The organism is Kitasatospora sp. NPDC058478, from assembly GCF_042720345.1.
GTDB lineage: Bacteria > Actinomycetota > Actinomycetes > Streptomycetales > Streptomycetaceae > Kitasatospora.
The window spans coordinates 45,278-70,344 of sequence record NZ_JBHXML010000034.1 but is presented as its reverse complement, the minus strand read 5'-3'; the positions used below and the strand labels follow the sequence as shown (position 1 = coordinate 70,344).

At 71.4% G+C, this 25,067-nt stretch carries 26 protein-coding genes; 6 read left to right on the top strand and 20 right to left on the bottom strand.

Going from position 1 to position 25,067, the window contains the following annotated elements:
* Positions 1–79 precede the first annotated feature (79 nt).
* A complete protein-coding gene (locus tag ACFWPT_RS20310; RefSeq protein ID WP_380336731.1) occupies positions 80–1,084 on the top strand; it encodes an ABC transporter ATP-binding protein in 1,005 nt (334 codons plus the stop codon).
* Between the two features lies 1 nt (position 1,085).
* A complete protein-coding gene (locus ACFWPT_RS20305; protein ID WP_063347788.1) occupies positions 1,086–1,853 on the top strand; it encodes an ABC transporter permease subunit in 768 nt (255 codons plus the stop codon).
* Positions 1,854–1,869: 16 nt separating this feature from the next.
* Here ACFWPT_RS20305 and ACFWPT_RS20300 read toward each other — a convergent pair whose 3' ends face one another.
* Positions 1,870–2,193, bottom strand: a complete 324-nt coding sequence (locus ACFWPT_RS20300) for a hypothetical protein (RefSeq protein ID WP_063347789.1) — start codon at positions 2,191–2,193, stop codon at positions 1,870–1,872.
* Positions 2,194–2,584: 391 nt separating this feature from the next.
* On the opposite strand from ACFWPT_RS20300, the gene ACFWPT_RS20295 reads away from it, so the two are divergent.
* Positions 2,585–3,745 carry an LLM class flavin-dependent oxidoreductase gene (locus ACFWPT_RS20295; protein ID WP_380372668.1) on the top strand — a complete coding sequence of 387 codons (1,161 nt, stop codon included), beginning with the start codon at positions 2,585–2,587 and terminating at the stop codon, positions 3,743–3,745.
* Between the two features lie 137 nt (positions 3,746–3,882).
* Here the strand turns inward: ACFWPT_RS20295 and ACFWPT_RS20290 are convergent, their stop codons facing one another.
* Positions 3,883–4,275, bottom strand: a complete 393-nt coding sequence (locus ACFWPT_RS20290; protein ID WP_063347790.1) for an SCO5389 family protein — start codon at positions 4,273–4,275, stop codon at positions 3,883–3,885.
* A gap of 480 nt (positions 4,276–4,755) precedes the next feature.
* On the opposite strand from ACFWPT_RS20290, the gene nucS reads away from it, so the two are divergent.
* Positions 4,756–5,415 carry an endonuclease NucS gene (gene nucS / locus ACFWPT_RS20285; RefSeq protein WP_063347791.1) on the top strand — a complete coding sequence of 220 codons (660 nt, stop codon included), beginning with the start codon at positions 4,756–4,758 and terminating at the stop codon, positions 5,413–5,415.
* 4 nt (positions 5,416–5,419) lie between these two features.
* On the opposite strand, the gene ACFWPT_RS20280 is transcribed toward nucS, so the two are convergent.
* Both ACFWPT_RS20280 and ACFWPT_RS20275 read right to left on the bottom strand, forming a co-directional pair.
* The gene (locus ACFWPT_RS20280; RefSeq protein WP_380483200.1) at positions 5,420–7,819 is read right to left on the bottom strand and encodes an ATP-binding protein; all 2,400 of its coding nucleotides are present in this window, start codon (positions 7,817–7,819) and stop codon (positions 5,420–5,422) included.
* A 318-nt stretch (positions 7,820–8,137) separates the two neighbouring features.
* Positions 8,138–8,467, bottom strand: coding sequence for a hypothetical protein (locus ACFWPT_RS20275; RefSeq protein ID WP_380483198.1), 330 nt, complete (start codon positions 8,465–8,467; stop codon positions 8,138–8,140).
* Between the two features lie 83 nt (positions 8,468–8,550).
* Here ACFWPT_RS20275 and ACFWPT_RS20270 point away from each other — a divergent pair, with 83 nt between their 5' ends.
* Positions 8,551–9,594 carry an IS630 family transposase gene (locus tag ACFWPT_RS20270; protein ID WP_380483196.1) on the top strand — a complete coding sequence of 348 codons (1,044 nt, stop codon included), beginning with the start codon at positions 8,551–8,553 and terminating at the stop codon, positions 9,592–9,594.
* A gap of 34 nt (positions 9,595–9,628) precedes the next feature.
* Here the strand turns inward: ACFWPT_RS20270 and ACFWPT_RS20265 are convergent, their stop codons facing one another.
* From ACFWPT_RS20265 to ACFWPT_RS20250, 4 genes are all read right to left on the bottom strand, one after another.
* Positions 9,629–9,949: an STAS domain-containing protein gene (locus ACFWPT_RS20265; RefSeq protein ID WP_063347793.1), complete on the bottom strand. Its 321-nt coding sequence runs from the start codon at positions 9,947–9,949 to the stop codon at positions 9,629–9,631.
* Positions 9,950–10,336: 387 nt separating this feature from the next.
* On the bottom strand, positions 10,337–11,206 hold the full coding sequence (locus ACFWPT_RS20260) for a 3-hydroxyacyl-CoA dehydrogenase family protein (protein WP_063347794.1): 870 nt from the start codon (positions 11,204–11,206) through the stop codon (positions 10,337–10,339).
* A gap of 253 nt (positions 11,207–11,459) precedes the next feature.
* The gene (locus ACFWPT_RS20255; RefSeq protein WP_063347795.1) at positions 11,460–12,110 is read right to left on the bottom strand and encodes a response regulator transcription factor; all 651 of its coding nucleotides are present in this window, start codon (positions 12,108–12,110) and stop codon (positions 11,460–11,462) included.
* Complete coding sequence (locus ACFWPT_RS20250) at positions 12,107–13,309, bottom strand: sensor histidine kinase (protein WP_380372653.1); 1,203 nt, start codon at positions 13,307–13,309, stop codon at positions 12,107–12,109. Before ACFWPT_RS20250 ends, ACFWPT_RS20255 begins: the two co-directional genes overlap by 4 nt.
* A 156-nt stretch (positions 13,310–13,465) precedes the next feature.
* Between ACFWPT_RS20250 and ACFWPT_RS20245 the strand changes: the two genes are divergently transcribed.
* Positions 13,466–14,068, top strand: coding sequence for a hypothetical protein (locus ACFWPT_RS20245; protein ID WP_380483194.1), 603 nt, complete (start codon positions 13,466–13,468; stop codon positions 14,066–14,068).
* 10 nt (positions 14,069–14,078) lie between these two features.
* On the opposite strand, the gene ACFWPT_RS20240 is transcribed toward ACFWPT_RS20245, so the two are convergent.
* The 12 genes from ACFWPT_RS20240 to ACFWPT_RS20185 all read right to left on the bottom strand — a co-directional run bounded on the left by ACFWPT_RS20240 (position 14,079) and on the right by ACFWPT_RS20185 (position 25,016).
* Positions 14,079–14,651: a cob(I)yrinic acid a,c-diamide adenosyltransferase gene (locus ACFWPT_RS20240; RefSeq protein ID WP_063347797.1), complete on the bottom strand. Its 573-nt coding sequence runs from the start codon at positions 14,649–14,651 to the stop codon at positions 14,079–14,081.
* A 155-nt stretch (positions 14,652–14,806) separates the two neighbouring features.
* Complete coding sequence (locus tag ACFWPT_RS20235; protein WP_380483192.1) at positions 14,807–15,307, bottom strand: DUF2550 domain-containing protein; 501 nt, start codon at positions 15,305–15,307, stop codon at positions 14,807–14,809.
* Positions 15,308–15,456: 149 nt separating this feature from the next.
* Positions 15,457–15,840 carry a F0F1 ATP synthase subunit epsilon gene (locus ACFWPT_RS20230; protein WP_063347799.1) on the bottom strand — a complete coding sequence of 128 codons (384 nt, stop codon included), beginning with the start codon at positions 15,838–15,840 and terminating at the stop codon, positions 15,457–15,459.
* A 182-nt stretch (positions 15,841–16,022) separates the two neighbouring features.
* The gene (gene atpD / locus ACFWPT_RS20225) at positions 16,023–17,468 is read right to left on the bottom strand and encodes a F0F1 ATP synthase subunit beta (protein ID WP_063347800.1); all 1,446 of its coding nucleotides are present in this window, start codon (positions 17,466–17,468) and stop codon (positions 16,023–16,025) included.
* 2 nt (positions 17,469–17,470) lie between these two features.
* On the bottom strand, positions 17,471–18,385 hold the full coding sequence (locus ACFWPT_RS20220; RefSeq protein WP_063347801.1) for a F0F1 ATP synthase subunit gamma: 915 nt from the start codon (positions 18,383–18,385) through the stop codon (positions 17,471–17,473).
* Positions 18,386–18,417: 32 nt separating this feature from the next.
* The gene (gene atpA / locus ACFWPT_RS20215) at positions 18,418–19,992 is read right to left on the bottom strand and encodes a F0F1 ATP synthase subunit alpha (protein WP_063347802.1); all 1,575 of its coding nucleotides are present in this window, start codon (positions 19,990–19,992) and stop codon (positions 18,418–18,420) included.
* A 159-nt stretch (positions 19,993–20,151) separates the two neighbouring features.
* On the bottom strand, positions 20,152–20,967 hold the full coding sequence (locus ACFWPT_RS20210; protein ID WP_063347803.1) for a F0F1 ATP synthase subunit delta: 816 nt from the start codon (positions 20,965–20,967) through the stop codon (positions 20,152–20,154).
* Positions 20,964–21,524 (bottom strand): F0F1 ATP synthase subunit B, encoded by a 561-nt coding sequence (locus tag ACFWPT_RS20205; RefSeq protein WP_063347804.1) that lies wholly within the window; start codon positions 21,522–21,524, stop codon positions 20,964–20,966. The genes ACFWPT_RS20210 and ACFWPT_RS20205 overlap by 4 nt, the downstream gene beginning before the upstream one ends.
* 34 nt (positions 21,525–21,558) lie before the next feature.
* Entirely contained in the window at positions 21,559–21,801 is a 243-nt protein-coding gene (gene atpE / locus ACFWPT_RS20200; RefSeq protein ID WP_030302757.1) for an ATP synthase F0 subunit C, read from the bottom strand.
* 90 nt (positions 21,802–21,891) lie between these two features.
* The gene (atpB, locus tag ACFWPT_RS20195; RefSeq protein WP_063347805.1) at positions 21,892–22,707 is read right to left on the bottom strand and encodes a F0F1 ATP synthase subunit A; all 816 of its coding nucleotides are present in this window, start codon (positions 22,705–22,707) and stop codon (positions 21,892–21,894) included.
* A gap of 285 nt (positions 22,708–22,992) precedes the next feature.
* Complete coding sequence (locus tag ACFWPT_RS20190) at positions 22,993–23,436, bottom strand: hypothetical protein (protein ID WP_063347806.1); 444 nt, start codon at positions 23,434–23,436, stop codon at positions 22,993–22,995.
* 302 nt (positions 23,437–23,738) lie between these two features.
* Positions 23,739–25,016: an MraY family glycosyltransferase gene (locus ACFWPT_RS20185; protein ID WP_380483189.1), complete on the bottom strand. Its 1,278-nt coding sequence runs from the start codon at positions 25,014–25,016 to the stop codon at positions 23,739–23,741.
* Positions 25,017–25,067: the final 51 nt, after the last annotated feature.

Sequence of the window (25,067 nt, the reverse complement as noted above, 5' to 3'; positions counted from 1 at the left end):
TCCGGCACGCCCGGCGGGCCCACTCAGCGGGCCGCGATATCCGCTTTGTCCTAGCCTTACAAAGAGTAAGGGAGCGCGAATGATCGAGTTGCACGACCTGACAAAACGTTACGGCAGGACCCTCGCGGTGGACCGGCTCAGCTTCCAGGTCCCGCAGGGCGTGGTGACCGGCTTCCTCGGCCCCAACGGCGCAGGCAAGTCCACCACCATGCGCATGATCCTCGACCTCGATCGCCCCACCAGCGGCCGGGTCACCATCGACGGCAAGCGCTACGGGCAGCTCAGCGAACCGCTCAAGTACATCGGCGCGCTGCTGGAGGCCAAGGCCGTCCACCCCGGCCGCACCGCCCGCGACCACCTGCTCTGGCTCGCCCAGAGCAACCGCATCCCGACCCGCCGGGTGGACGAGGTGCTCAACCTGGTGGGCCTCACCCCGGTCGCCCGCAAGCGGGCCCGCGGCTTCTCGCTCGGCATGGGCCAGCGCCTGGGCATCGCCTCCGCCCTGCTCGGCGACCCGGAGATCGTCATGTTCGACGAGCCGGTCAACGGGCTGGACCCGGAGGGCATCCTCTGGATCCGCAACCTGATGAAGCGGCTCGCCACCGAGGGCCGGACAGTCTTCGTCTCCTCCCACCTGATGAGCGAGATGGCCGTCACCGCCGACCACCTGGTGGTCATCGGCAAGGGCCGGCTGCTCGCCGACCTGCCGATGCCGGAGTTCATCCGACGCAACTCCCGCTCCGCCGTCCGGCTGCGCACCCCGCACCCCGAGCGCCTGCTCGACGCCCTGTCCGGCGTCGGGCTCCGGCCCGAGCCCGGGCCCGGCGGCTCCTACGAGGTGGTCGACGGCGATCTCGCCCGGCTCGGCGACCTGGCCGCGGCGCACGGCGTCGTCCTGCACGAACTCAGCCCGCAGCAGGCCTCGTTGGAGGAGGCGTTCATGCAGATGACGGCCGACTCGGTGGAGTACCACGCGGGCGACGGCCCGGGCCGGGACGCGGCCGGCGCACCCGGCGTCTGGGGCGCCGGCTGGAAGGCGGACGGCGCCCCGCAGACCGCGGCGGCCCGGCAGGAGGAGAACTGAGATGACGTCCTTCCCGGCGATCCTGCGCTCCGAGTGGACGAAGATCCGCAGCGTCCGCTCGACGGTCTGGACGCTCGCGCTGACCTTCGTCGTCACCGTCGGCATCGGCGCGCTGCTGTCCCTGCTCACCAACAACAACTTCGGTGAGTTCCGGCGGGGCGACCAGTCCGTTTTCGACGCCACCGGCACGGCCTTCTCCGGCATCATGCTCGGCGAGCTCGCCATCATCGTCTTCGGCGTGCTGGCCATCGGCAACGAGTACAGCACCGGCATGATCCGGGTCACCCTGGCCGCCGTCCCGCAGCGCGGCACCCTGCTCACCGGCAAGGCGGTGGTGCTCGGCGCGATGGCCCTGGCGGTCTCGGTGGTGACGGCCTTCGTCACCTTCTTCACCGGCCAGGCGCTGCTCGGCTCGCACTCCACCAGCCTCGACCAACCGCACGTGCTGCGCGCGGTGTTCGGCGCCGCGCTGTACCTGACGATGCTGTGCCTGTTCTCGGCCGGCGTCACCACGATGCTGCACAGCCAGACGCTGGCGCTGGGCGTACTGGTCCCGTTCTTCTTCCTGCTCTCGCCGATCCTCTCCGCGGTGCCGAAGGTCAAGACCCTGGCCCACTACTTCCCGGACTACGCGGGCTCGCGGATGCTGCTGGTGTACGAGCAGTACGGCCAGCCGTACGGGCCGTGGGCGGGCTTCGTGATCTGCCTGGCCTGGACGCTCGCCGCCCTGCTCGGCGGCGCGTTGGTGCTCAAGAACCGGGACGCCTAGGGGGCACGCAGCCGGCTCAGTACCGCGGAGCGCCGCGGCCCCGCAGGACGTTGGAGGCCCGGCGCTCCCGCGCGCCCCAGCAGGCGCGGTGCCAGTGCCGCCGGTCGTCCACGCCCGCGCCGTGCATCGGCCAGGCCACCACGTGGCCCATCCCCGGCGGGATCTCCTGGTCGCAGCCCGGGCACCGGTAGTGCCGCCCGGCCGTCCCGGCGACCGTCTGGACCACCCAGTCGTCGCCTTGGTGGCTCTCGGTGCGGCGCAGCGATCCACCGAGCGGGGAGGCCTGCTCGGCGCTCCCGCTCGGGTCGGCGCTCTTGATCCGGTTGCGGCGCGGCGACACGTCGGACTACCTCTCTTCCGGGGTTTCGGGGCCGTTCCAGCCTACGGCCGGCCACCCCTCCGGCAGGCCACTATCACGGCATCGTCCGACGCTCCCGCGTTTTTGCCGAGATCCACCCGATCTCCGACGAAATCCGGGTTTCCGCGTGCCGTTGGCACATGACATCGGATACCCACAAGGGGAACAGGCGGGGCCCGCAGACCCTGCGCGCACCCGAGGAGGCCCCACCATGACCAAGACCAGCGCCCGCGCCGAGACCCGTCGGCCCGTCGGAGTCCGGCCGCCCGCCCCCGGCCCGGTGCTGACCTCGCCCGCCCCGGTCACGGCCGCGGCGGGCGAGCCGCTGCCCGCGCCGCAGCGGGCGGGCGCGCTCCCGCCGGACACCGCGCCGGTGCGGGTCGGCGCGTTCCTGCTGTCCGCGCAGTTCCCCGGGCAGAGCCACCGCGAGGCGCTGGACCGCACCGTCCGGGCCGCCGTCGAGGCCGAACGCGCGGGCCTGGACAGCGTCTGGCTGGCCGAGCACCACTTCGTCCCGTACGGGGTCTGCCCCAACGCCGCCACGCTGGCCGCGCTGCTGCTCGGCCGCACCCGCCGGATCGGCGTCGGCACGGCGGTCAGCGTGCTCTCCACCGCCCACCCGGTGGCGCTCGGCGAGCAGGCCGCGCTGCTGCACCTCACCTCGGACGGGCGCTTCACGCTCGGGGTGGGCCGCGGCGGCCCCTGGATCGACCTGGACGTGTTCGGCGGCGGCGTGGACGCCTTCGAGAACGGCTTCCCGGAGCGGCTGGACCTGCTGCTGCGCTGGCTGCGCGGCTCCCGGGTCGGCGCGGACGGCCCGCAGTTCGCCTTCCCCGAGGTGGCGGTGGTGCCGCGCGCCACCGAACCGGTGCGCCGGCCGGGACTGGGCAGCTGGCTCGGTCTCGGCGAGCAGTCCGGCCCGGTGCGCTTCCCGCGCCAGCGCCAGGACGTCGAGGGCCTCGGCGAGGGCGTCGGTGAGGAGCTCGACCCGTCCGGGCGGCCGGTGGCCGGCCCGCCGATGGTGGTCGCGTGCACCTCGCCGAGCGGGGTGCGGCTGGCCGCCGAACGCGGCCTGCCGATGCTGCTCGGCATGCACTCCGGCGACGACGACAAGCTGCGCATGCTGGAGCTGTACCGCACCGCCTGGCTGGCCGCCGGGCGCGGCGAGGAGCAGCTGCGCCGGGTGAACCGCCGGCACGTCGCGGCCGGGGTGGCCCAGGTCGACGACCGCACCTCGGCGGCCCGCGCCACCCTGCTGAACGCCATGCCGGGCTGGTTCGAGTACGGGCTCGGCGCCCACCGCACCGTGGACGGCCGGGAGCGCAAGATGCGCGACCCGCGCGAGTACACCGAACTCCTCTGCGACCTGCACGCGGTGGGCACGCCGCGGCAGTGCGCCGACCGGCTGCTGGCCACCGCCGAGCGGACCGGCATCCGCCGCTTCGCGCTGCTCGCGGAGGGCAGCGGCGAGCGCGAGGCGACCCTGCACAACATCGCCCGGCTCGGCTCCGAGGTGCTGCCGCAGCTGGGGTGAGCCCGGGGGTGGAGCGGCCGGGCCCGGTCCGGGCCGCCGCCCCTCCCCCCGCACCGGGGGACGGGGGCGGCCCGACGACCTTCAGGACCGCTAGGGCCGATCAGGACCCAGGGCCCGGGATCGGCGGTGCTGCCGGGTCAGCAGTCCCGCAGTTCCTCGGACTGGTTGAGCAGCTGCTCCCGGACCGAGGTGAAGCGTGCGTGCCGTGCCTCGTTGGCGTCCGACGGCAGGAAGACCGCCACCCGGTGACAGTTCTGGAAGGCCAGCCGCACCCCGAAGTGCCGCTGCAGGGCCCCCCGGATGGCGTCGCTGGCGAGGGCCCGCAGGAGCTGGCCGCGGGCCTGCTCGCTGGGCGGCGGTACCTGGTTGTCGGCGAAGTCGGTACCGTCGACCTTCGCCTGGGCGACCAGCGAGCTGATCAGGTCCCAGGCGTACGGCAGCGAGACGCGGACGCAGTCGACGAATTCCCGCTCGTCGACCTCGCCCCGCTCGGCCTTTTCCAGCAGGGCCGGTGAGACGTCGAGCGACATGGATTCTCCTCTCGCGGTCCACCCGCGCGGCGCCCGGGTGGTCGTGCGTAGTCCAAGCTCACAGTGAGGGTGGGCGGATCGCGCGTGGTGTCCGGAACGCCGTGGAACGGGCGTTTTTGACACCCTGCGAAGGCGGCGGCACCACGGGACGTGACGTCCCGGACACCGACCGCGCTCGGAACAGCGTGGCAGTCAACGGCGGGACGGGCCGGTCATTCCTGTGGATTGCTTTGGAAATACGCGGTGGTGCACCACATTGGCCGGATCCCGTCGGATCGTTCATCTGAAGTCTCCGTCCCCGTTGACAGCGATCCCGCACGCGTGCCGTCACGTACGGTAGCGACCCCAGGGGGTGGGCGCCAGACCGCGACGGGCGGTGCGCGGAATTGCCGAACCTCCATGTTCGCGGGGTTCCCGGTTTCTTCACCCGGTCGTCGTGGAATCGCATCAACTGGCCCCGGTGGGCTAGCGTGGTCGACCGTGCGTCTCGTAATTGCCCGCTGCTCAGTCGACTATGCCGGTCGGCTCTCCGCCCATCTGCCCTCCGCCACCAGGCTCATCCTGGTCAAGGCCGACGGCAGCGTCAGCATCCACGCCGACGACCGCGCCTACAAGCCGCTCAACTGGATGTCCCCGCCGTGCGCGCTCAAGGAGGCGGACGGGGTCTGGACGGTGGTGAACAAGGCCGGCGAGAAGCTCATCATCACGCTGGAGGAGGTGCTGCACGACTCCTCCCACGAACTCGGGGTGGACCCGGGCCTGATCAAGGACGGCGTCGAGGCGCACCTCCAGGAACTGCTCGCGGACCGGATGGAGGTGCTCGGCGCCGGTTGGTCCCTGATCCGCCGCGAGTACCCCACCGCGATCGGCCCGGTCGACATCCTCTGCCGCGACTCGGACGGCACCACGGTGGCCGTCGAGATCAAGCGCCGCGGTGAGATCGACGGCGTCGAGCAGCTCACCCGCTACCTCGAACTCCTCAACCGGGACCCGCTGTTGGCCCCGGTCAAGGGCATCTTCGCCGCCCAGGAGATCAAGCCCCAGGCCCGCGTGCTGGCCACCGACCGGGGCATCGGCTGCGTGGTGCTGGACTACGACGAGCTGCGCGGCATCGACGACGACAAGCTCAAGCTGTTCTGACCGGTCAGCTCGCGGGCGGCGAGGACGCCGTCGACGACGGACTGGGCGTCCCGGTCGCGGGGCCCGTCGTGGCGGGCGGCGGTGTGGTCGCGGTCGCCGAGGGCGACGTGGTCGACGGCTTCGGCGGGGGCGGCGTACTGGCGCCTCCGCCGGGCTGAGTGCCCCCGGAGTTGCCACCGCCACCGCTGCCACCGCTGCCACCACCGGCACCACCACTGCCGCCGCTGCCACCACTGCCACCGCCCGGCGGCGGGCCGGACTGCTGGGCCGGCGGCTGCGACTGTCCCGGTGCGGGCGGCTGCGACTGCGACTGCTGCGGCTGCTCGGTGGCCCCCGCGGTCTCGCTCGGCCCACGGCTCGGCTTCTTCGACGCACTCGGCGAGCGCGACGCGCCACCGCTCTGCGACGGCTCCGGGCTGGTCCCGTCCGCCGCCGGACCGCCGCCCGCGTCCGTCCCCGGCGCCCCCGTACCGGTGGCACCGGTGGCGGCGGTCGGGCCGCCGGCGTGCGGCGACGGGAGCGGCCCGCCCTGCCCGCCGTCGGGGTCGTCGAGCCGGGTGTGCGGGTCGTTGCCCGGGTGCTGCTCCGGACCGGTGGCGCTCATCGCCACCGCCGTCCCGAGCGCCCCGAGCGCGAGGACGGCCGCCGACGCGGCGATCACCCGGCGCCTGGTCCCGGAGCGCAGGCTGGACGGCACCTTGGCTATCGCGCGGATGACGGGCCGCCGCACGGGCGCCGGCCCGGGGGTCGCGGCGGGCGCCAGCTGCCGCCCGTCGGCGCGCAGCAGGTCCAGCATCCGGCCGGCTGCCGCGACGCCGCGCTGCTCGCCGGCGGCGGACCGCAGGGTGAGCGCCGTCTCCAGCTCGGCCATCGCCCGGGACGGCTCCTGGACGCAGAACGCGTGCACGCCCGCCTCGTGGTGGAACCAGGCCTGGTCGGTACCGGAGCCCGTCCTGCGGGCCGCCTCCAGCCCCAGGTGCAGGACCCGCTCCCAGGCGCCCCAGCGCAGTGCCAGCGCCAGCGCGGGCGCGGCCGCCCGGGCCAGGCGCACGACCGCGTCGTGCCGGCCGGCCTCCCGGTCCGCGACCAGCACGCCGACCACCACCTCCGCCTCGGCCGCGACCTGCGCCAGCGACACCGAGCTGTGCCCGACCCACCAGGAGAAGTGCTGGGCGGCGCCGTCCAGGCAGCCGCGGGCCGGCCAGTGCGGGGCGAGCAGGTCCAGCACCCCGGCGGTCAGCCGGTGGTGCCCGCCGATGGACACCGCCAGCCCGGCGTCGGCGAGTTCGGCGAGGGCGCTCTCGCCCTGGCCGACGTCGATCAGCGCGGGCAGGTGCGGCGCGGTGGGGCACTCGCCGCCGAGCGCGACGGCGAGCCTCAGGACGGCCTGGGCGGGCTCGCTCAGACCCTCCGCGAGCCGGACGGCGGGTGAGGCGGTCTCGGCGACGGACGGCAGCGGGACGGTGCGGCGCAGCGCGTTCTCGCGGACGGCCGGGTCGGGGTCGTGGACGGGCTCCTCGACCGCGCCGAAGACCCCCATCCGGTCCTCCTCGGCGGCGACCAGCGCGTCCACCGCGACGTCCCGCTGGCGCAGCAGCGCGGCGGCCTGGACGAAGCGCAGCGGCAGTCCCTCGGACTCGAACCAGAGGTCGACCGCCCAGGCCTTCTCCTCGGCGTCCAGCGGCCGACCGGCCTGGCGGGCGGCGAGGGCGAGGCAGGCGGAGCGGGAGAGCCCGGCGACCAGGTGGTCCTGCAAGCGGGAGCCGGGCGACAGCGCCGGGCTCCCGGGGGCGACGGAGATCAGGAAGGCGCAGCCGGGGGCGATGGCGAGCAGGCCCTCCAGCTCGGCGCCGGACTGCTCCGCGCCGTCGACGACCACGATCGCGCCGACCTCGGCGAGGTGCACGGCCAGCCGGCCCGGGTCGGGCCGGTAGCCGGGGGCGTGATGGGTGGCCGCGAAGAGGTCCTGGAGCAGGTCGGCGGTGGTGCGGCGGTGCCCGCAGAGCTGGACGACGCCGCCGGGGGCGAGGTCGGCGGCGGCCTCGGCGACGGCCGACAGCAGCGCGCTGCGGCCCGAGCCGGCCTGGCCGACCAGGCGTATCGAGCGGCCCTCGGCGAGCAGGCCGAGGAGTTCGGCGACGTCGGCCTCGCGGTCGAGCAGCGGCAGGTCGGCGGGCCCGGCACCGAGGGCGAGCGGGCCGACCGCGCGGCCGACGCCGCCGACCGGGCCCCGGGCGGGCTCGCTGCGCTCGATCCGGCGCGGGCGGGGCCGCCACTCCTCGGGGCAGGGCCTGACCTCGGAGCCGTCCGGGGCGCCGACGCCGACCAGCAGGGCGCCGGAGACGAGTTCGCCGCCTCGGGTGCGGGCGGCCTCCTGCCGGAACTCCCCGGTTGGCTGTGCCACGTTCTGCTCCGCATCCTGCTCGGCCGCCGGCGCCCCGCGCCGGTCGGCTGACGTCTCGGTCGCGGCCGCGCGCGGGCTGGGGGCAGCTGGCTGAGGCGGCCGTCATCTGACGGGCAGACTCTTGCACATCCGGGCCCGCCCGCGCAGGGGCAGTCCGGTCGGGGGCCGGGCGACGGCCGATCCGGGCCGGGTCGGAGCCGGACGAAGACCGGGCAGGGGACGAACGCGGGCTGGGAACGAGCAAGGGCAGAGGCCGAACGAGGGCAGGGCGGGACAGGCCCTAGTGCTGCTCCGCGGAAGTTCGTGGAGGGGTGTTGATCAGATAGCCAGTCCGCTGAGGTAGAGGCCGCCTGCGCAGTCGAGGGCTTCTTCCGGGGAGCCGGACGGCAGCCCGCTGGGCAGGAAGTTGTCGCGGTAGCTGTCGTTGCTGGCCAGGTAAAGCGAGAAGCCCCAGGTGTGGAGTACGCCGGTGAAGCGCAGGCGGCACAGTGGAAGGCTCTGGCCACCGGGCAACTCGGCGGCGACGTACGCAAATCCGGCACGGAAGCGGACCGAGATGGCGTCCACGTGCAGCCAGCGTTCGCGGGCGTGGCGGTTCAAGCGCTGGCGCAGGTGGTGCTGCATCGATTCCGGCGGGTTCTTCGGCACAGGCCCATCCTGCCGGGTGCGGCGGCGGCCCGCCATGATCGGTGGCCGTGCGTGGTGATCAACGGGCGGGGGCGGCGGTCGCGGTGGTACTGGAGACGGGGGTCCGCGAGCGGCTGGACAGGACAGCGGCTTCGGCGAAGTCCGAAGTACGGGCGGTGTTGCGGGCCCGCATCGTGCTCGCGGCGGCGGACGGGCTCGCCAATGGCGCGATCGCCCGGGAGCTGGATGTCAGCGTGAACACGGTGCGCAAGTGGCGGGGCCGGTTCGCCACCCTGGGTCTGGGCGGCCTGCGGGACGCCGAACGCTCGGGCCGGCCAAAGGCCTACGGGCCCGAGGTCCGCATGGCGATCGTGGCCACTGCCACCAGCGCGCCTCCGCATCCGGAGTCGACCTGGTCGCACCGCGCCATCGCCCGACGGGTGGCCGACACGTGCTTCGCGCCGGTCTCCGCCTCCCAGGTCGGCAGGATCCTGGCCGGCCTGGACCTGAAGCCGCACAAGGTCCGTGGCTGGCTCACCCGCCGGGACACTCCCGACTTCTGGCAGCGGGCCGCCGAGGTGTGCGCCCTCTACCTGAATCCGCCCGCGGGCTCGGTAGTGCTCTCGATCGACGAGAAGACCGCGGTCGCGGCCCGCTCGCGCCGCTATCCCGGGCGTTCCACACGCCCCGGCGAGCCGACCAGGCAGGAGTTCGAGTACCGGCGCCACGGCACGGTTTCCCTCGTGGCCGCGCTCGACGTTCGCACCGGCGAGGTCCTCACCGAGGTGATCGCCCGCAACGACGCGGCGACCTTCACCGCGTTCCTGAACCAGCTCGACCAGGCGATCGCACCCGGCAGTGAGATCCACGTCGTGCTCGACAACGGCTCGTCCCACACGGCCAAACACACCAAGGCGTGGCTGGCGGCCCACCCACGCTGGCACGTCCGGTGGACCCCTCCGCACACCTCGTGGCTCAATCAGGTCGAGTTGTTCTTTTCCGCCCTGACCCGCCGAGTCGTGCGGCATGGCGACTTCGCCAGCCGCGACGACCTGATCGAGAAGCTGGAGGCCTACGTGATCGGCCACAACGAGACCGCCAAGCCCTACCACTGGACCTACGAGGGCACCCCACTCAAAGCAGCCTGATCAACACCCCTCCACGAACTTCCGCGGAGCAGCACTAGAGGGCGATCCCCTGGGCCTCGGTGACGCCGTCCACGGCCAGGATGCGGTGCAGCTTGGTGGCCACCAGCAGCCGCTGGAGCTGGGCCGGGACGGAGCGCAGCACCAGCCGGCGGCCGATCCGGCCGGCCCTGCGGTGGGTGCCCATGATCACGCCGAGGCCGGTGGCGTCCCAGAACTCCAACCGGGCGAGGTCGAGCACGAGGTCGCCGAGGCCGCCGTCCACGGCCTGGTGCAGCCGGGCACGCGCGTCGGCGGCGGTGCGCACGTCGAGGCGGCCTTCGATGGCCAGCGCCCTGTGGTCGCCGGTGATGCGCATGCTCTCCTCCTTCGCCTGACCGGTCCGGTACGGGGGTGGTCCGACCCGGCCGTGCCGGGTCGGGGGGTGGGGTGTCCATCCGGGCGGGCCGTGGCCCCTCGCCCGGGTCCGGTCGCAGCCTCGTCGTGCTGGGCCGGGTCTCCCTCTTCTGACGGCGAACCAGCAGCGCAGGTTGCTGGTTCCGGCCAGATCTGAAGCAACTTCACTCGTCCGAGGGAATATACGCAGTCAGTCTCCACACCTACGCTCGATTACCGCCCAAATCACCCGTCTGCGGCACCTGGCGTGAGGAAACTCACCCGCCCCCGACCGGGCGGGCCGTACGGTGTTCGGCCGCACGGCCCGCCCGGTCGCCGGGCGTCGTCGTTCACCCGTTCCGGCGGGGGCTCACTTGCCCTCGTACGGGTAGAAGCCGCGGCCGCTCTTGCGGCCGAGGTCGCCGGCGGTGACCATGCGCGCCATGATCTCCGGGGCGGCGAACTTCTCGTCCTGGGTCTCCTCGTAGATGTTGCGGGCGGCGTGCAGCAGGATGTCCACGCCGGTCAGGTCGGCGGTCTCCAGCGGGCCCATCGGGTGGCCGAAGCCGAGGCGGCAGGCGGTGTCGATGTCCTCGGCGGTGGCGACGCCCGACTCGTACAGCTTGGCGGCCTCGACGACCAGTGCGGTGATCAGGCGGGTGGTGACGAAGCCGGCCACGTCCCGGTTGACCACCACGACGTCCTTGCCGACGCCCTCGGCGAAGGCGCGGGCGGCGGCCAGGGTCTCGTCGCTGGTCTTGTAGCCGCGGACCAGCTCGACCAGCTTCATCAGCGGCACCGGCGAGAAGAAGTGCACGCCGACGACCGACTCGGGGCGCCGGGTGGCGGCGGCGATCCGGGTGATCGGGATGGCGGAGGTGTTGGAGGCCAGCACCGCGCCGTCCTTGGCGAGCTTGTCGAGCTCCCGGAAGACGGCCTCCTTGACCTCGAACTGCTCGAACACGGCCTCGACCACGATGTCGGCCTCGGCGACGGCGCCCAGGTCGGTGGTGGTGGTGATCCGGCCCAGCGCGGCCTCGGCGTCCTCGGCGCTCAGCCGGCCCTTGGCGACGAACTTCGCGTAGGAGGCGCGGATGCCCGCGAGACCGCGTTGCAGGGCCTCCTCGGTGACGTCCCGCAGCACCACCGGGTGGCCGGCCTGCGCGGACACCTGGGCGATGCCGGCGCCCATCAGGCCGGCACCGATCACGGCGATCTGCTTGCTGGACGCATTGCTCATGGCTGGGTCTCCCGATGCCGTCGCCGCCCTGGGGCGGGCCCTGAAGGCGGCTCAGGGCAGGGGTCACCGCCGGAGAGCCGCGTCGCTCGTTGCCGGGACTCTAATGCCCAATCCGGCCCCGTGGTGTCAATCGGGAGTGTGATCTGCGCCCGACCTGGTCGGGCGACCCAGACCCGCCGTGACCAGCTGATCAGACCAGCCGATCGGACCATCTGACCGGACCGGATGGCCAGACCATCAGACGGTCGGACGGTCAGACACTCAGCCCGAGGTCCTGCGCCAGGATCGCCGCCTGCACCCGGTTGCGCAGCCCCAGCTTCGCCAGGATCCGGCTGACGTGCGTCTTGGTGGTCGCCTCCGCCATCTCCAGCCGGGCCGCGATCTCCCCGTTGGACAGCCCGGCCCCGATGCAGGCCAGCACCTCCCGCTCACGCGGGGTCAGTCCGGCCACCGCCTCCCTGGCTTCCGGCCCGACCGCCCGGTCCGGCCGGGCGAAGGCGCCGATCAGTCGCCTGGTCACCGAGGGCGCCAGCATGCCGTCCCCGCGCGCCACCGTCCGGACGCCCTCGACCAGGGTGTCCGCCTCCAGGTCCTTGAGCAGGAACCCGGCCGCGCCGGCCCGCAGCGCGCCGTAGACGTACTCGTCCAGGTCGAAGGTGGTCAGCACGAGCACCTGGCCGGCCCCGGCGGCGACCACCTGCCGGGTCGCCGAGACGCCGTCCAGCCGGGGCATCTGCACGTCCATCAGCACCACGTCGGGCCGCAGCTCCAGCGCCAGCCGGACGGCCTCCTCGCCGTCGGCGGCCTGCCCGACCACCTCGATGTCCGGTTCGGCCCGCAGGATCATCACCAGCGCCGCCCGTACCGCCGCCTGGTCCTCGGCCACCAGCACCCGGATCGTCATGCCCCTGCCCCGCTCTCCCGCCCGCGCGGCAGTACCGCGCGCACGCTCCAGTAGTCGTTCCGTGGCCCCGCCTCGAAGCTGCCGCCGAGCAGCCCGGCCCGCTCCGCCATGCCGACCAGCCCGGCCCGGGCGCCGGGCAGTTCGCGGCCCGGGCCGTGCCGGTACGGGCTGTCCACGGCGATCCGCAGTTCCTCGGGGCCGAACTCCATCCGCACGCTGACCAGTCCGGGCCCGGCGTGCTTGAGCGCGTTGGTCAGCGACTCCTGGACGATCCGGTACGCGGCCAGCCGGACCGGCACCGGGACCTCCCCGCGCTCGCCCTGCTCGGCGAGTTCGAAGTCCAGCCCGACGTCCTGACCGGCCGCCCGGGCCTTGGCCAACAGGGCGTCCACGGCGGCCAGGTCGGGCGCCGCGTACGACTCGTCCGCCTCTCCCCCGCCGCTGTCGCGCAGCAGTCCGATCATGCGACGCATTTCGGCCAAACCCTGGACGCTGCTCTCCCGGATCACCGCCAGCACCTCCACCAGCGGGTCGTCCCCGGCCAGCCGACGGCGCCGGGCGACGGACTGCGCGCCGGTCGCGTGGATCGCGATCGCCGACAGGTGGTTGGCCACCACGTCGTGCAACTCCCGTGCCATCCTGGCGCGTTCGGCGACGACGGCCTCACGCCGGTCCATCTCCGAGAGCAGCGCGGTCTGTTCGGCCCGCAGCCGCTCGCTCACCGCCCGGTCGCGGTGCTTGCGGACCACGTCACCGGTCCAGACCGGCGCCAGGTAGATCAGCACGGTGAGCACCACCACCGCCACCGCGTTCGAGGCGTCGCTGTAGATCAGCACCAGGGTGGACAGCACCAGCACCGAGCCCGTGCCGGTCAGGTGCAGGATCCGGGACATCCTCGGGGTGCCGTAGAGCACCGCCGCGTAGAGCAGGTCGGTGTACATCAGGCTGGTCGCCAGCAGGGCGCCGGTGAAGATGCTGTACCCGAAGGCGAGCCCGCCCAGCGTCGTGGTGAGCACCGGCCTGGTCCGGCGGAACAGCTCCAGCACCGCCATCACCAGCAGCGACGGCACCACCGCCCAGCGCGGGATCCGCGACGAGTTGTCGTAGACCTGGAGCGCGATCAGCAGCGCTCCGCCGAGCAGACCGAGCAGGGCGATCCCCCGGTCCTCCTGGCGCGGGGTGAGGGTCGGTCTCAGCACACCCCCATCTCACCATCCCCGGGCGCCGGGCGGCTCCCGTCCCCGGAGGAGCAGCCGTACATCGAAAGGTGCAGGCCGGGACGGCACCCGGCGACGACGACGCGGCCACGCCCGCGCGCCAGGCTGGAGGCACCGCCGACCGCCCGGGAGCACAACGTGATCGTCACCCTCATCGTCGCGGCCGAGATCTCCTTCTGGATCCTGCTCGGCCTCGGTCTCGCCGCCCGCTACCTGCTGCGGTGGCGCCGCACCAGCACCGCCCTGCTGGCCGGCCTGCCGGTGGTGGACCTCACCCTGTACGCGCTCACCGTGCTCGACCTGCGCGGCGGCGCCGCCGCGAGCTGGACGCACGCCCTCGCGGCGAGCTACGCGGGCTTCTCGATCGGATACGGGCCCTCCCTGGTCCGCTGGGCCGACCGGCACTTCATGTACCGCTTCGCCGGCGGCCCCAAGCCGCCGCGCTCGCCGAAGTACGGCGCGGAGCGGTCCCGGTACGAGTGGCAGATCTGCCGCCGCACGGTGGTCTCGGCCGTGATCACGCTGAGTCTGATCACCCTGCTGGTGCCGCTGTCGGGAGGCTCCGCGCACTTCGGCACCTTCCTCCAGTGGTACCTCAAGCTGGGCATCGCCGCCGTGGTCAACGTGGTCATCGCCGTCAGCTACACGCTCTGGCCCAAGCAGCCGCCGGCCGGCGAGCAGGACGCGCACGCCCCGATCGCCGAGCAGCCCGCCGCCGGCGTCCCGGAGAAGCGGCTCTGAGGGACTCTCCCTAGCGGTTCTCGCCCGGCACCCAGAGCACGTCGCCGCGCTCCTTGTTGGCCGCCCGGGCCAGGATGAACAGCAGGTCGGAGAGCCGGTTGAGGTACTTCGCGGTCAGCGGGTTGACGCTGTCCCCGTGCTCCGCGATCGCCGCCCAGGTGGCCCGCTCGGCCCGCCGCACCACCGTGCAGGCCAGGTGCAGGTAGGCCGCGCCGGGCGTGCCGCCGGGCAGGATGAAGCTACGCAGCTTCTCCAACTGCTCCAGGTAGTGGTCGCAGTCCCCCTCCAGCCGGTCGATGTACGACGGCAGCACCCGCAGCGGCGGGTACTTCGGGTCCTCGACCACCGGCGTGGACAGGTCCGCGCCGACGTCGAACAGGTCGTTCTGGATCCGGACGAGCACCGTGACGATGTCCTCGGGCAGCGATCCGGCCGCGACGGCCACCCCGATCGCCGCGTTCGCCTCGTTGGTGTCGGCGTACGCCGCCAGGCGGGGATCGGTCTTGGTGGTCCGGCTCATGTCGCCGAGCGCGGTGGTGCCGTCGTCGCCGGTACGGGTGTAGATGCGCGTCAGATTCACCATGCGGCCAGCGTAGCCGGACGGGTTAGGCGGCGTTAACCCCGAGCGGGGATCAGCCCGGCGGCCGGGGGTACCCCCACCCCGAGGGTCCCGCCGCTACGCGACGTTCACCTCCCCCAGCCTCCGGCCGGGGGCACCCCCACCCCGAGGGTCCGTCGCTACGCGACGTTGACCCTCTGCCCGGGTGGGGCGGCCTCCAGCCAGGCGAGGAAGCCGGTGAGCGCGTCCTCGCTCATCGCCAGCTCCAGCGGCTCCCCGTTGTGCAGGCAGCGCAGCACCACCGAGCCGGAGAGCAGGGCGAGCTCCTCCTGGCCCTCCGGGTAGCGCCGGCCGAGCACCTCGATCTCCCGGCGCGGCAGCACCCTGCGCGGGCGCGGGGCGTACGAGAAGACCCGGAACCACTCGATCGAGTCACCGCTGTAGCGGCCGATACCAAAAACCCACCCCTTGCCGTCGGTCTGGGGGACCGGGGCCGAGGTGGGTTTGCCGTTCTCGTCGAGGTCGGACTGCGTCGAGGCGTCGGCGGGCATTTTGAGTCGGTAACTGCAGTCGAACGTGCCGCCGACCCGCTGGATCAGGCGGCGTCGTACCGCGAACGCCACCAGGCCGATCACACCCAGCGCCACGACCGCCGCACACACCACAAGCGCGAGGACCATGCTCACCTACCTCCTCGCTACCCGCGTTCCCCGTATCGGTCGTATCAAGCGACCGCGTTGACCTACCAACTACGACGACAGTCCCGGGGTCACGCTCACGCGTCCCCGGGACCGTCGGTCGACCCCGCTGAACCGGGGTCTCGGCGCACTCAGACGTGGGCCTTGAGGCCGCGCGCCGCGAACAGGCGGACCTCGGCGCGCCGCTCGGCGTGCTCGTCCAGGCCCGACTTGGCCTGCTCCAGCGCGCGCTCGGCGCGGGCGACGTCGATCTCGTCCGCCAGCTCGGCGATCTCCGCGAGCAGAGACAGCTTGTTGTCGGCGAAGGAGATGAAGCCGCCGTGCACCGCGGCGATCACGGTGCCGCCGTCCGTCGTGCGGATGGTGACCGGACCGGTCTCCAGCACACTCAGCACCGGGGTGTGACCCGGCATGATGCCGGTGTCGCCGGAGGCCGTACGGGCGACGACGATGGTGGCCGCACCGGACCACACCTTGCGGTCGGCTGCGACCAGCTCGACGTGCAGCTCAGCCAACGTGGGCTCCTAGGCTCATGCAACCCCCGATTACTCGGGAGTTTCGGTAAGAATAACGGCCGCGCGCCCCCGGCATGAAACCGGCGGCACGGATTTGACCGGAATCACAGCCGATGCGACGCGAGGGGTGGTCCCGGGCTCGGGGCCACCCCTCACGGTCACTCAGCTGCTACCGGCCGCGATTACTTCTTCGCCAGCTCGGCGGCGTTCTTCTCGAGGTCCTCGATGCCACCGCACATGAAGAAGGCCTGCTCCGGGACGGAGTCGTACTTGCCGTCCGCGATCGAGTTGAAGGCCTCGATGGTCTCCGACAGCGGCACGGTCGAACCCTCGACACCGGTGAACTGCTTCGCCACGTAGGTGTTCTGCGAGAGGAAGCGCTCGATGCGACGGGCCCGGTGGACCGTGATCTTGTCCTCCTCCGACAGCTCGTCCATACCGAGGATGGCGATGATGTCCTGGAGGTCCTTGTACTTCTGCAGGATCCCCTTGATACGGAGGGCCGTGTCGTAGTGGGTCTGCGCGATGTACCGCGGGTCGAGGATGCGGGACGTGGAGTCCAGCGGGTCGACGGCCGGGTAGATGCCCTTCTCCGAGATCGGGCGCGACAGAACGGTCGTCGCGTCCAGGTGGGCGAAGGTGGTGGCCGGGGCCGGGTCGGTCAGGTCGTCCGCGGGGACGTAGATCGCCTGCATCGAGGTGATCGAGTGACCGCGGGTCGAGGTGATGCGCTCCTGGAGGAGGCCCATCTCGTCGGCCAGGTTCGGCTGGTAGCCCACCGCGGAGGGCATGCGGCCGAGCAGGGTCGACACCTCGGAACCGGCCTGGGTGAACCGGAAGATGTTGTCGATGAAGAGGAGCACGTCCTGCTTCTCGACGTCACGGAAGTACTCCGCCATGGTCAGCGCGGAGAGCGCGACGCGCAGACGGGTGCCCGGCGGCTCGTCCATCTGGCCGAAGACCAGCGCGGTCTTGTCCAGAACGCCCGAGTCGACCATCTCGTCGATGAGGTCGTTGCCCTCACGGGTGCGCTCGCCGACGCCGGCGAACACCGACACACCACCGAAGTTCTCGGCGACGCGGTAGATCATCTCCTGGATCAGAACGGTCTTGCCGACACCGGCACCACCGAACAGACCGATCTTGCCACCCTGGACGTACGGGGTGAGGAGGTCGATGACCTTGATGCCGGTCTCGAACATCTCGGTCTTGGACTCGAGGTCCTTGAACTCCGGCGCCTTGCGGTGGATCGGCCAGCGGACCTCGACCTGCTGGTCGAACTCCTTCTGGTCCACGTTCAGCACGTCGCCGAGGGCGTTGAAGACCTTGCCCTTGGTGATCTGGCCGACGGGCACCGAGATGGCGGCACCGGTGTCGGTGACCTGGGTGCCACGGACCAGACCGTCGGTCGGCTGCATCGAGATGCCGCGGACCATGCCGTCGCCCAGGTGCTGGGCGACCTCGAGGGTCAGGGTCTTCTTGCCCGAGCCGTCGGGGTTCTCCACCTCGACGTGCAGGGCGTTGAACATGTTCGGAATGGCGTCGACGGGGAACTCCACGTCGACGACCGGGCCGATGACCCGCGCGACGCGGCCCGTCGCCGTGGTCGGCTCAACAGTGGTGGTCATTCTCATTCGCTCCCGCGGCTAGCGTCGGCGAGGGCGTTGGCACCGCCGACGATCTCGCTGATTTCCTGGGTGATCTCGGCCTGACGGGCCGAGTTGGCAAGCCGCGTGAGCGACTTGATGAGCTCGCCGGCGTTGTCCGTCGCGCTCTTCATCGCGCGGCGGCGGGCGGCGTGCTCGGAGGCGGCCGACTGCAGCAGCGCGTTGTAGATCCGGCTCTCGACGTACCGCGGCAGCAGCGCGTCGAGGACGCCCTCCGCCGACGGCTCGAAGTCGTACAGCGGGAAGATCTCGGCCTTGGCCGACGTCTGGTCGCTGAGCTGGACCTCGTCCAGCTTCAGCGGCAGCAGTCGGGCGTCCACCGCGTCCTGCGTCAGCATCGACACGAACTCGGTCGAGACCACGTGGAGTTCGTCCACGCCGCCGGTCTCGGCCGTGAAGGCCTCGATCAGCTCGCCCGCGACCGTCTTCGCGTCACCGTAGGTCGGCTTGTCCGAGAAGCCCGTCCACGAGTTCCCGACCGCCAGGTCACGGAAGGTGTAGTACGACAGACCCTTCCGACCGACGATGTAGGTCACCACGTCCTTGCCCTCGCCGCGCAGGCGCTCGGTGAGCGCCAGCGCCGCCTTGATGGCGTTGGACGAGTAACCGCCCGCCAGGCCGCGGTCCGCCGTGATCAGCAGGACGGCGGCACGCGTGGCGTTCGGGTTCTCGGTGGTGAGCGGGTGCTTGGCGTTGGACCGGGTGGCCACCGCCGTCACCGCCCGGGTGAGCTCATCGGCGTACGGAGCGGAGGCGGCCACCGCGCGCTGCGCCTTGCCGATGCGCGCCGCGGAGATCATCTCCATCGCCTTGGTGATCTTCTTCGTCGCGGTGACAGAGCGGATCCGGCGCTTGTAGACCCGAAGCTGTGCTCCCATGGGTCGTTACGTCCTTTCCCTCGCTACCGGACTCAGGCCTGCTCGGAGAGCAGCTTGCCGTCGGCGGTCTGGTACCCCTGCTTGAAGGCGTCGATGGCCGTGGTCAGCGCGTCGACGGTGCCCTCGGCGAGCAGACCGGTCTCGACGATGCCCGCGAGCAGGTCCTTGTGCTGGAGGCGCACGTGGTCCAGGAACTCGCGCTCGAAGCGGCGGATCTCGGCGACCGGGACGTCGTCCAGCTTGCCGGTGGTGCCGGCCCAGATGGAGACGACCTGCTCCTCGACCGGGAACGGCTGGTACTGGCCCTGCTTCAGCAGCTCGACCATGCGCGCACCGCGCGCCAGCTGGGCCTTGGAGGCCGCGTCCAGGTCGGAACCGAAGCCGGCGAAGGCCTCCAGCTCGCGGTACTGGGCGAGGTCCAGACGCAGACGGCCGGCGACCGAGCGCATGGCCTTGATCTGGGCGGAGCCACCGACGCGGGAGACCGAGATGCCGACGTTCACGGCCGGGCGGATGCCGGCGTTGAACAGGTCGGACTCCAGGAAGCACTGGCCGTCGGTGATGGAGATGACGTTGGTCGGGATGTACGCCGAGACGTCGTTGGCCTTGGTCTCGATGATCGGCAGACCGGTCATCGAGCCGCCGCCCAGGGCGTCGTTCAGCTTGGCGCAGCGCTCCAGCAGGCGGGAGTGCAGGTAGAAGACGTCGCCCGGGTAGGCCTCGCGGCCCGGCGGACGGCGCAGCAGCAGCGACACGGAGCGGTAGGCCTCGGCCTGCTTCGACAGGTCGTCGAAGATGATCAGGACGTGCTTGCCGTCGTACATCCACTCCTGGCCGATGGCCGAACCGGTGTACGGGGCGAGGTACTTGAAGCCGGCCGGGTCGGAGGCGGGAGCGGCCACGATGGTGGTGTACTCCAGCGCGCCGGCCTCCTCCAGGGCGCCGCGGACGGACGCGATGGTGGAGCCCTTCTGGCCCACGGCGACGTAGATGCAGCGGACCTGCTTCTCCGGGTCGCCCGAGCGCCAGTTGTCGCGCTGGTTGATGATCGTGTCGACGGCCACCGCGGTCTTGCCGGTCTGGCGGTCACCGATGATCAGCTGACGCTGGCCACGGCCGATCGGGGTCATCGAGTCGATGGCCTTGATGCCGGTCTGCAGCGGCTGCTTGACCGACTTGCGGGCCATGACGCCGGGGGCCTGCAGCTCCAGGGCACGACGGCCGGTGGAGGCGATGTCACCCAGACCGTCGATCGGGTTGCCCAGCGGGTCCACGACGCGGCCGAGGTAGCCGTCGCCGACCGGAACCGAGAGGACCTCGCCGGTGCGGCGCACGGTCTGGCCCTCTTCGATGCCACCGAACTCGCCGAGGATGACGACACCGATCTCGCGGGTGTCGAGGTTCAGCGCGAGGCCGAGCGTGCCGTCCTCGAACCTCAGCAGCTCGTTCGCCATGACCGAGGGCAGGCCCTCGACATGCGCGATGCCGTCCGCCGCGTCAGTGACCGTGCCGACCTCTTCCACAGAAGCGGCGTCCGGCTGGTACGACTGGACAAAGTCGGCCAGCGCGTCCCGGATCTCCTCCGGACGGATCGTAAGCTCCGCCATCAGGCTTCCCTGCTCTCCTAGTTTGCGATCCTCGGCCCGCCATTGAGGGCCGCAAGTATTCGACTCTCGGCCGGGTCTGCCGAACCGGCCGTCCGATGTGCCGGCTCCTTGGGGAGCCGGTTTCCCGACCGAGGGTCGGATGTGCTGCTGCTTCGGTGCTCAGCCTTCGAGCGACTGGCGAGCGCCTTCGAGGCGGCTCGACACGGTGCCGTCGATGATCTCGTCGCCGACCTGCACCCGGACACCGCCGACGACCTCGGGGTCGACGTCGATGTTCAGGTGGACCTGGCGGCCGTACATCCGGGCCAGAGCACCGGACAGGCGCTCCTTCTGGGTGTCCGACAGCGGCACCGCGGTGGTGACCAGGGCCACCACGCGGCCGCGGCGCGCGGCGGCGAGCTTCGAGTAGGACTCCAGGCCCTGCTCCAGGCTACGGCCACGCGGCGCGTTGACGATGGCCGTGACCAGCCGGACGGTGCCCGCGTGAGCGCGGCCGCCGAGCAGCTTGTTGATCAGCGCGGCCTTCGGGGCGATGCCGGCCTTCGGCTCGGTCAGCGCGGCGCGCAGCTCGTGCGAGCCGCTCACCACCCGGCTGAACCGGAACAGCTCGTCCTCGACGTCGTCCAGGGCGCCTGCCCTGTCCGCCGCGATGACCTCGGCGTACGCGGCCAGCTCCTCGGTCCCGTCCACCAGGTCGCGCGAGCCCGACCAGCGGGAGCGGACCAGACCGGAGACGAGGTCGACGGTCTCGCCGGAGACCTGACCGGTCAGCAGCGAGGAGACCAGCTGGGCCTTGTCCTGACCCGACCGGGACGGGTCGGTCAGGACACGGCGCAGCGACACCTCACGGTCCAGCACGGCCGTGACGGCGGTGAGCTCCTCGGCGAGCTTGGCCGCGTCCACCGAGGTGGAGTCGGTCAGGCTCTCCAGGTTCTGCCGGCCGGCGGCGAGGGCCTCGCGGCTGGCGCCGATCACTTGGCCGCACCCTGAGCAACGGCGGCCTTGGCCTCCAGCTCGTCCAGGAAACGGTCGATCACGCCGCTCTGCCGAGCGCTGTCCTCAAGGGACTCACCCACGATGCGGGAAGCCAGCTGGGAGGCCAGCGAACCCACGTCCTGGCGCAGGACGGCGGTCGCCTGCTTCTTGTCGGCCTCGATCTGCGCGTGGCCGGCGGCGACGATGGCCTCGCGCTGACGCTGGCCCTCCTCGCGCATCTCGGTGAGCTGGGCAGCGCCCTGCTCGCGAGCCTGCTCGACGATGCGGGCAGCCTCGTGACGCGCCTCGGCGAGCTCGGCGCGGTACTGCTCAAGCAGGGCCTGGGCCTCGGCCTGGGCGGCCTCGGCGCGCTCCATGCCGCCTTCGATGGCGTCCCGACGCTCCGACAGCACCTTCTCGATGCTGGGGAGGAGCTTCTTGCCGAGCAGGCCGAAGACGATGAAGAAGCAGAGCAGGCCGATGATGATCTCGGGCCACGCGGGCAGGAGAGGATTCATGATCTCCTCCGTCTCCGCAAGCTGAGCCACGACGCTCATATCTGGACCTTCCTCGAAGGGTCTACGCCGGGGATTACTTGGGGCCCTGGCCGAAGACGAACGGCATGACGATGCCGATGAGGGCGAGCGCCTCGGTCAGCGCGAAGCCGATGAACATGTTGGAGCGGATCAGGCCAGCAGCCTCGGGCTGGCGGGCCATCGCCTGCACACCGTTACCGAAGATGAGACCGACACCGATGCCGGGGCCGATCGCGGCGAGGCCGTAACCGATCGAAGCGACGGAACCGTAGACGCCGACCTCAGCGAGCATGCTCATTGCAGTGTGTCCTTTGCGGGGATGGTGTACCGGTGGTGATTGGCCACCGGGCGTTCCGGGAGTGGTTCAGGAGGGCCGGGGCCCCCTGGCTCAGTGCGCCTCTTCGAGGGCACCGGCGATGTAGCTGCTGGCGAGCATCACGAAGATGTAGGCCTGCAGGAACTGGACCAGCAGCTCGAAGGCGGTCAGGCCGACGGCGACGACGAACGAGGCCGAGCCGTAGAGCGCACCCAGGGTCGGGCTGAGCAGGTACCAGGAGGCAACGGAGAACATCACGACCAGCAGGTGGCCCGCGAACATGTTCGCGAAGGCTCGGACCGCGAGCGTGAAGGGGCGCACGAAGATGTTCGAGAAGAACTCGATCGGCACCAGGATGAACATGACCCAGCCGGGGATGCCCGAGGGCCAGCAGAGGTTCTTGAGACCGCCGACGAAGCCGTGCTTCTTGAAGGTCAGCGTCATGTAGGTGATCCACACGACCGCCGCGAGGCCGGCCGGGAACGCGATCGCCGCCGTCACGGGGAACTGTGCGAACGGGATGATCGACATGATGTTCATCAACCAGATGAAGAAGAACATCGAGACGAGCATCGGGACGTACTTCTCGCCCTTCTTGCCGATCGTCTCCAGCACGATGGAGCGCTTGACGAAGTCGTAGCCGATCTCGCCGACCAGCTGCAGCTTGCCGGGGACCAGGCGCGGCTTGGCGAAGGCGGCCCAGAAGAAGACGACGACCAGGAGCGCAACGATGACCGACAGCAGCATCGGCTTGTTGAACTCGATGCTGCCGATCGAGAAGATCGGCTTGAACTGGAACTCGTTCAGACCCGGGGCCGGGAAGCCGCAGCCAGCGTCCCCGAAGTGGCAACTGCCTGAGGCGAGGAACGTGAGCTGATCAGCACTCACCACGGACTCCTTCGTCGTGACGCATGGTTACGGCAACCTCGGTGTGTCGGCGTGGCCTGCGGCCACGGAGCGGCACTGAAACTTGATGGGTTTCTCGCGGATCCCGCGCGCCGGTGCGCCGCACCACAGCGGGATCATCGAAGACTGCGCGGATTCGGGGGGCGATCCGTCCGCTGTTCGGACAGACCTGGCCGCTTCCCGTACTCCGTTGTTGCGACGGACGATAGCAGTCCGTCAGTGCGGCATAAACACCGCCCCCCTCGTTGGGGGGACAGTCGGGCCTCGTCACTGTTGACGCCCCGAGTCGGAAGGCTTGTCACCCTTCTTTTCCGAGGCGTCGGGGTCGACGTAGAAGGTCTTGGCCTTCAGCGCGCCACGCACCTGGAACCCCGTCCAGATCAGCGCGCAGCCGAGCAGCGTGAAGGCGAAGGCCTGCCGGTTGAAGAGCCCGGTGTCCTTGAAGACGGCCAGGACGATGCCGACCAGCAGGATCTGCGTGGTGTACACCAGGAGCGCCGCGGCCATCATGATCTGCGGGTTCGACCTGGTCAGGCGGTCGAGCGCGACCTGGCCGGAACTGAAGAAGGCCATCACCAGCAGCGCGCCGAAGAGGGCGCCGAGCAGCCCCTTCCCGCCGGCGACGGCGAACGAGATCGCCATGGCGATGATCCCGGCGGCCGCAGTGGGAATCGCGGCGCCTCGGAGGATCCGGGCGTCGGTGGACGGCATGTCGGCAGCTCCGGCGGCATGTCGATGAGACGGGGGGACGGGGCACAGAAGGTGGTGGGTGACACCGGACCGAGAGGCCGCCGCCCGGGCCGCCCGCTGGAGCGGCGGGCCCGTCGAGGGAGACCGACCAGGGACGGAAGTCCTCCACCTGTCAGGTCTTTCGGCGTGTTCTCGGTACTCGTGAACGGTATCACAAACTATTTGATGAGAGCTTTACCATGAATGTGTGGCACCTGTCACACCGACGGCGCAACGGTACAGCCGAACGGGTGAGGCCATCCGACGGAACATCAACTGCCTTGCTAGCGGCGGCCGGTGGTCCGGCCGCGGTCGTCGAGCGCGGAGGCTCCCCGGTCGGCTTCACCGAGAAGTTGCTTGTCCTTTGCCGACAGTTCGGCCATGGGGGCGGGCGGACGGCGCCGGTAGCGCGGCGGGACGAAGGCCTGCACCGCCTTCGGCGCGCGCGGCCGGAACTGCGGCGTCAGCAGCACCACCAGGCCGACCAGGCAGAGCCCGGCGAGCGTCAGCACCACCGTGCGGCCGGTGTTGGTGACCGAGAAGGCCACCGTGCCGAAGGCGATCAGCGCGGCCCAGAAGTACATGATCAGGACCGCACGGCTGTGCGAGTGCCCGACCTGGAGCAGCCGGTGGTGCAGGTGGCGCTTGTCCGCGGCGAACGGCGACTGGCCGGCCCAGGTGCGGCGCACCACCGCGAGCAGCAGGTCCGCCAGCGGCAGCGCGATGACCGTCAGCGGCAGCAGCAGCGGGATGTAGATCGGCACCAGGGCGTGCACGGTCGCGGTCTGCGAACCGGTCTCGCTGCTGATCAGGTCCGGGTCGACGCGGCCGGTGATGGAGATCGCGGCCACGGCCAGCATCAGGCCCAGCATCATCGAGCCGGAGTCGCCCATGAAGATTCGCGCGGGGTGCATGTTGTGCGCCAGGAAGCCCAGGCACATGCCGATCAGCAGCACGCTGAACAGCACCGCGGGCGCCGCGTCGGTGATCGTGTAGCCGTACCAGAGCCGGTAGCTGTACAGGAAGAACGCCATCGCGGCGATGCAGACCATGCCGCCCGCCAGGCCGTCCAGGCCGTCGATGAAGTTCACCGCGTTGACCATGACGACGACCAGGGTGACCGAGATGACCATGCCCTGGGTGGGGCTCACCGCGACCGCGCCGACACCGGGCACCGGGAGGGTGATCACCGTGACGCCCTGCCAGACCATCACACCGGCGGCGATCATCTGGCCGCCGAGCTTCACCAGCGCGTCCACGCCCCACTTGTCGTCGAGCACCCCGAGCAGCCACATGATCCCGGCGCCGGACAGCAGCGCGCGGATGTCGGTGCCCTGGGAGAACACCTTGCTCAGGTTGTCCAGCTGCGAGGCGACCAGGATGCCCGCGCACAGCCCGCCGAACATGGCGATCCCGCCGAGCCGCGGCGTCGGCTCGCGGTGCACGTCCCGGGCGCGGACCGGCGGCATGGCGCCGGCCGCGATGGCGAACTTCCGGACCGGGCCGGTCAACAGGTAGGTGACGGCGGCGGTGCAGAACAGCACCAGCAGATACTCACGCACCACCGGCCTCCTGCGTCACTGTCCAACGGGGAGGTACCGAAGGTACTCCCC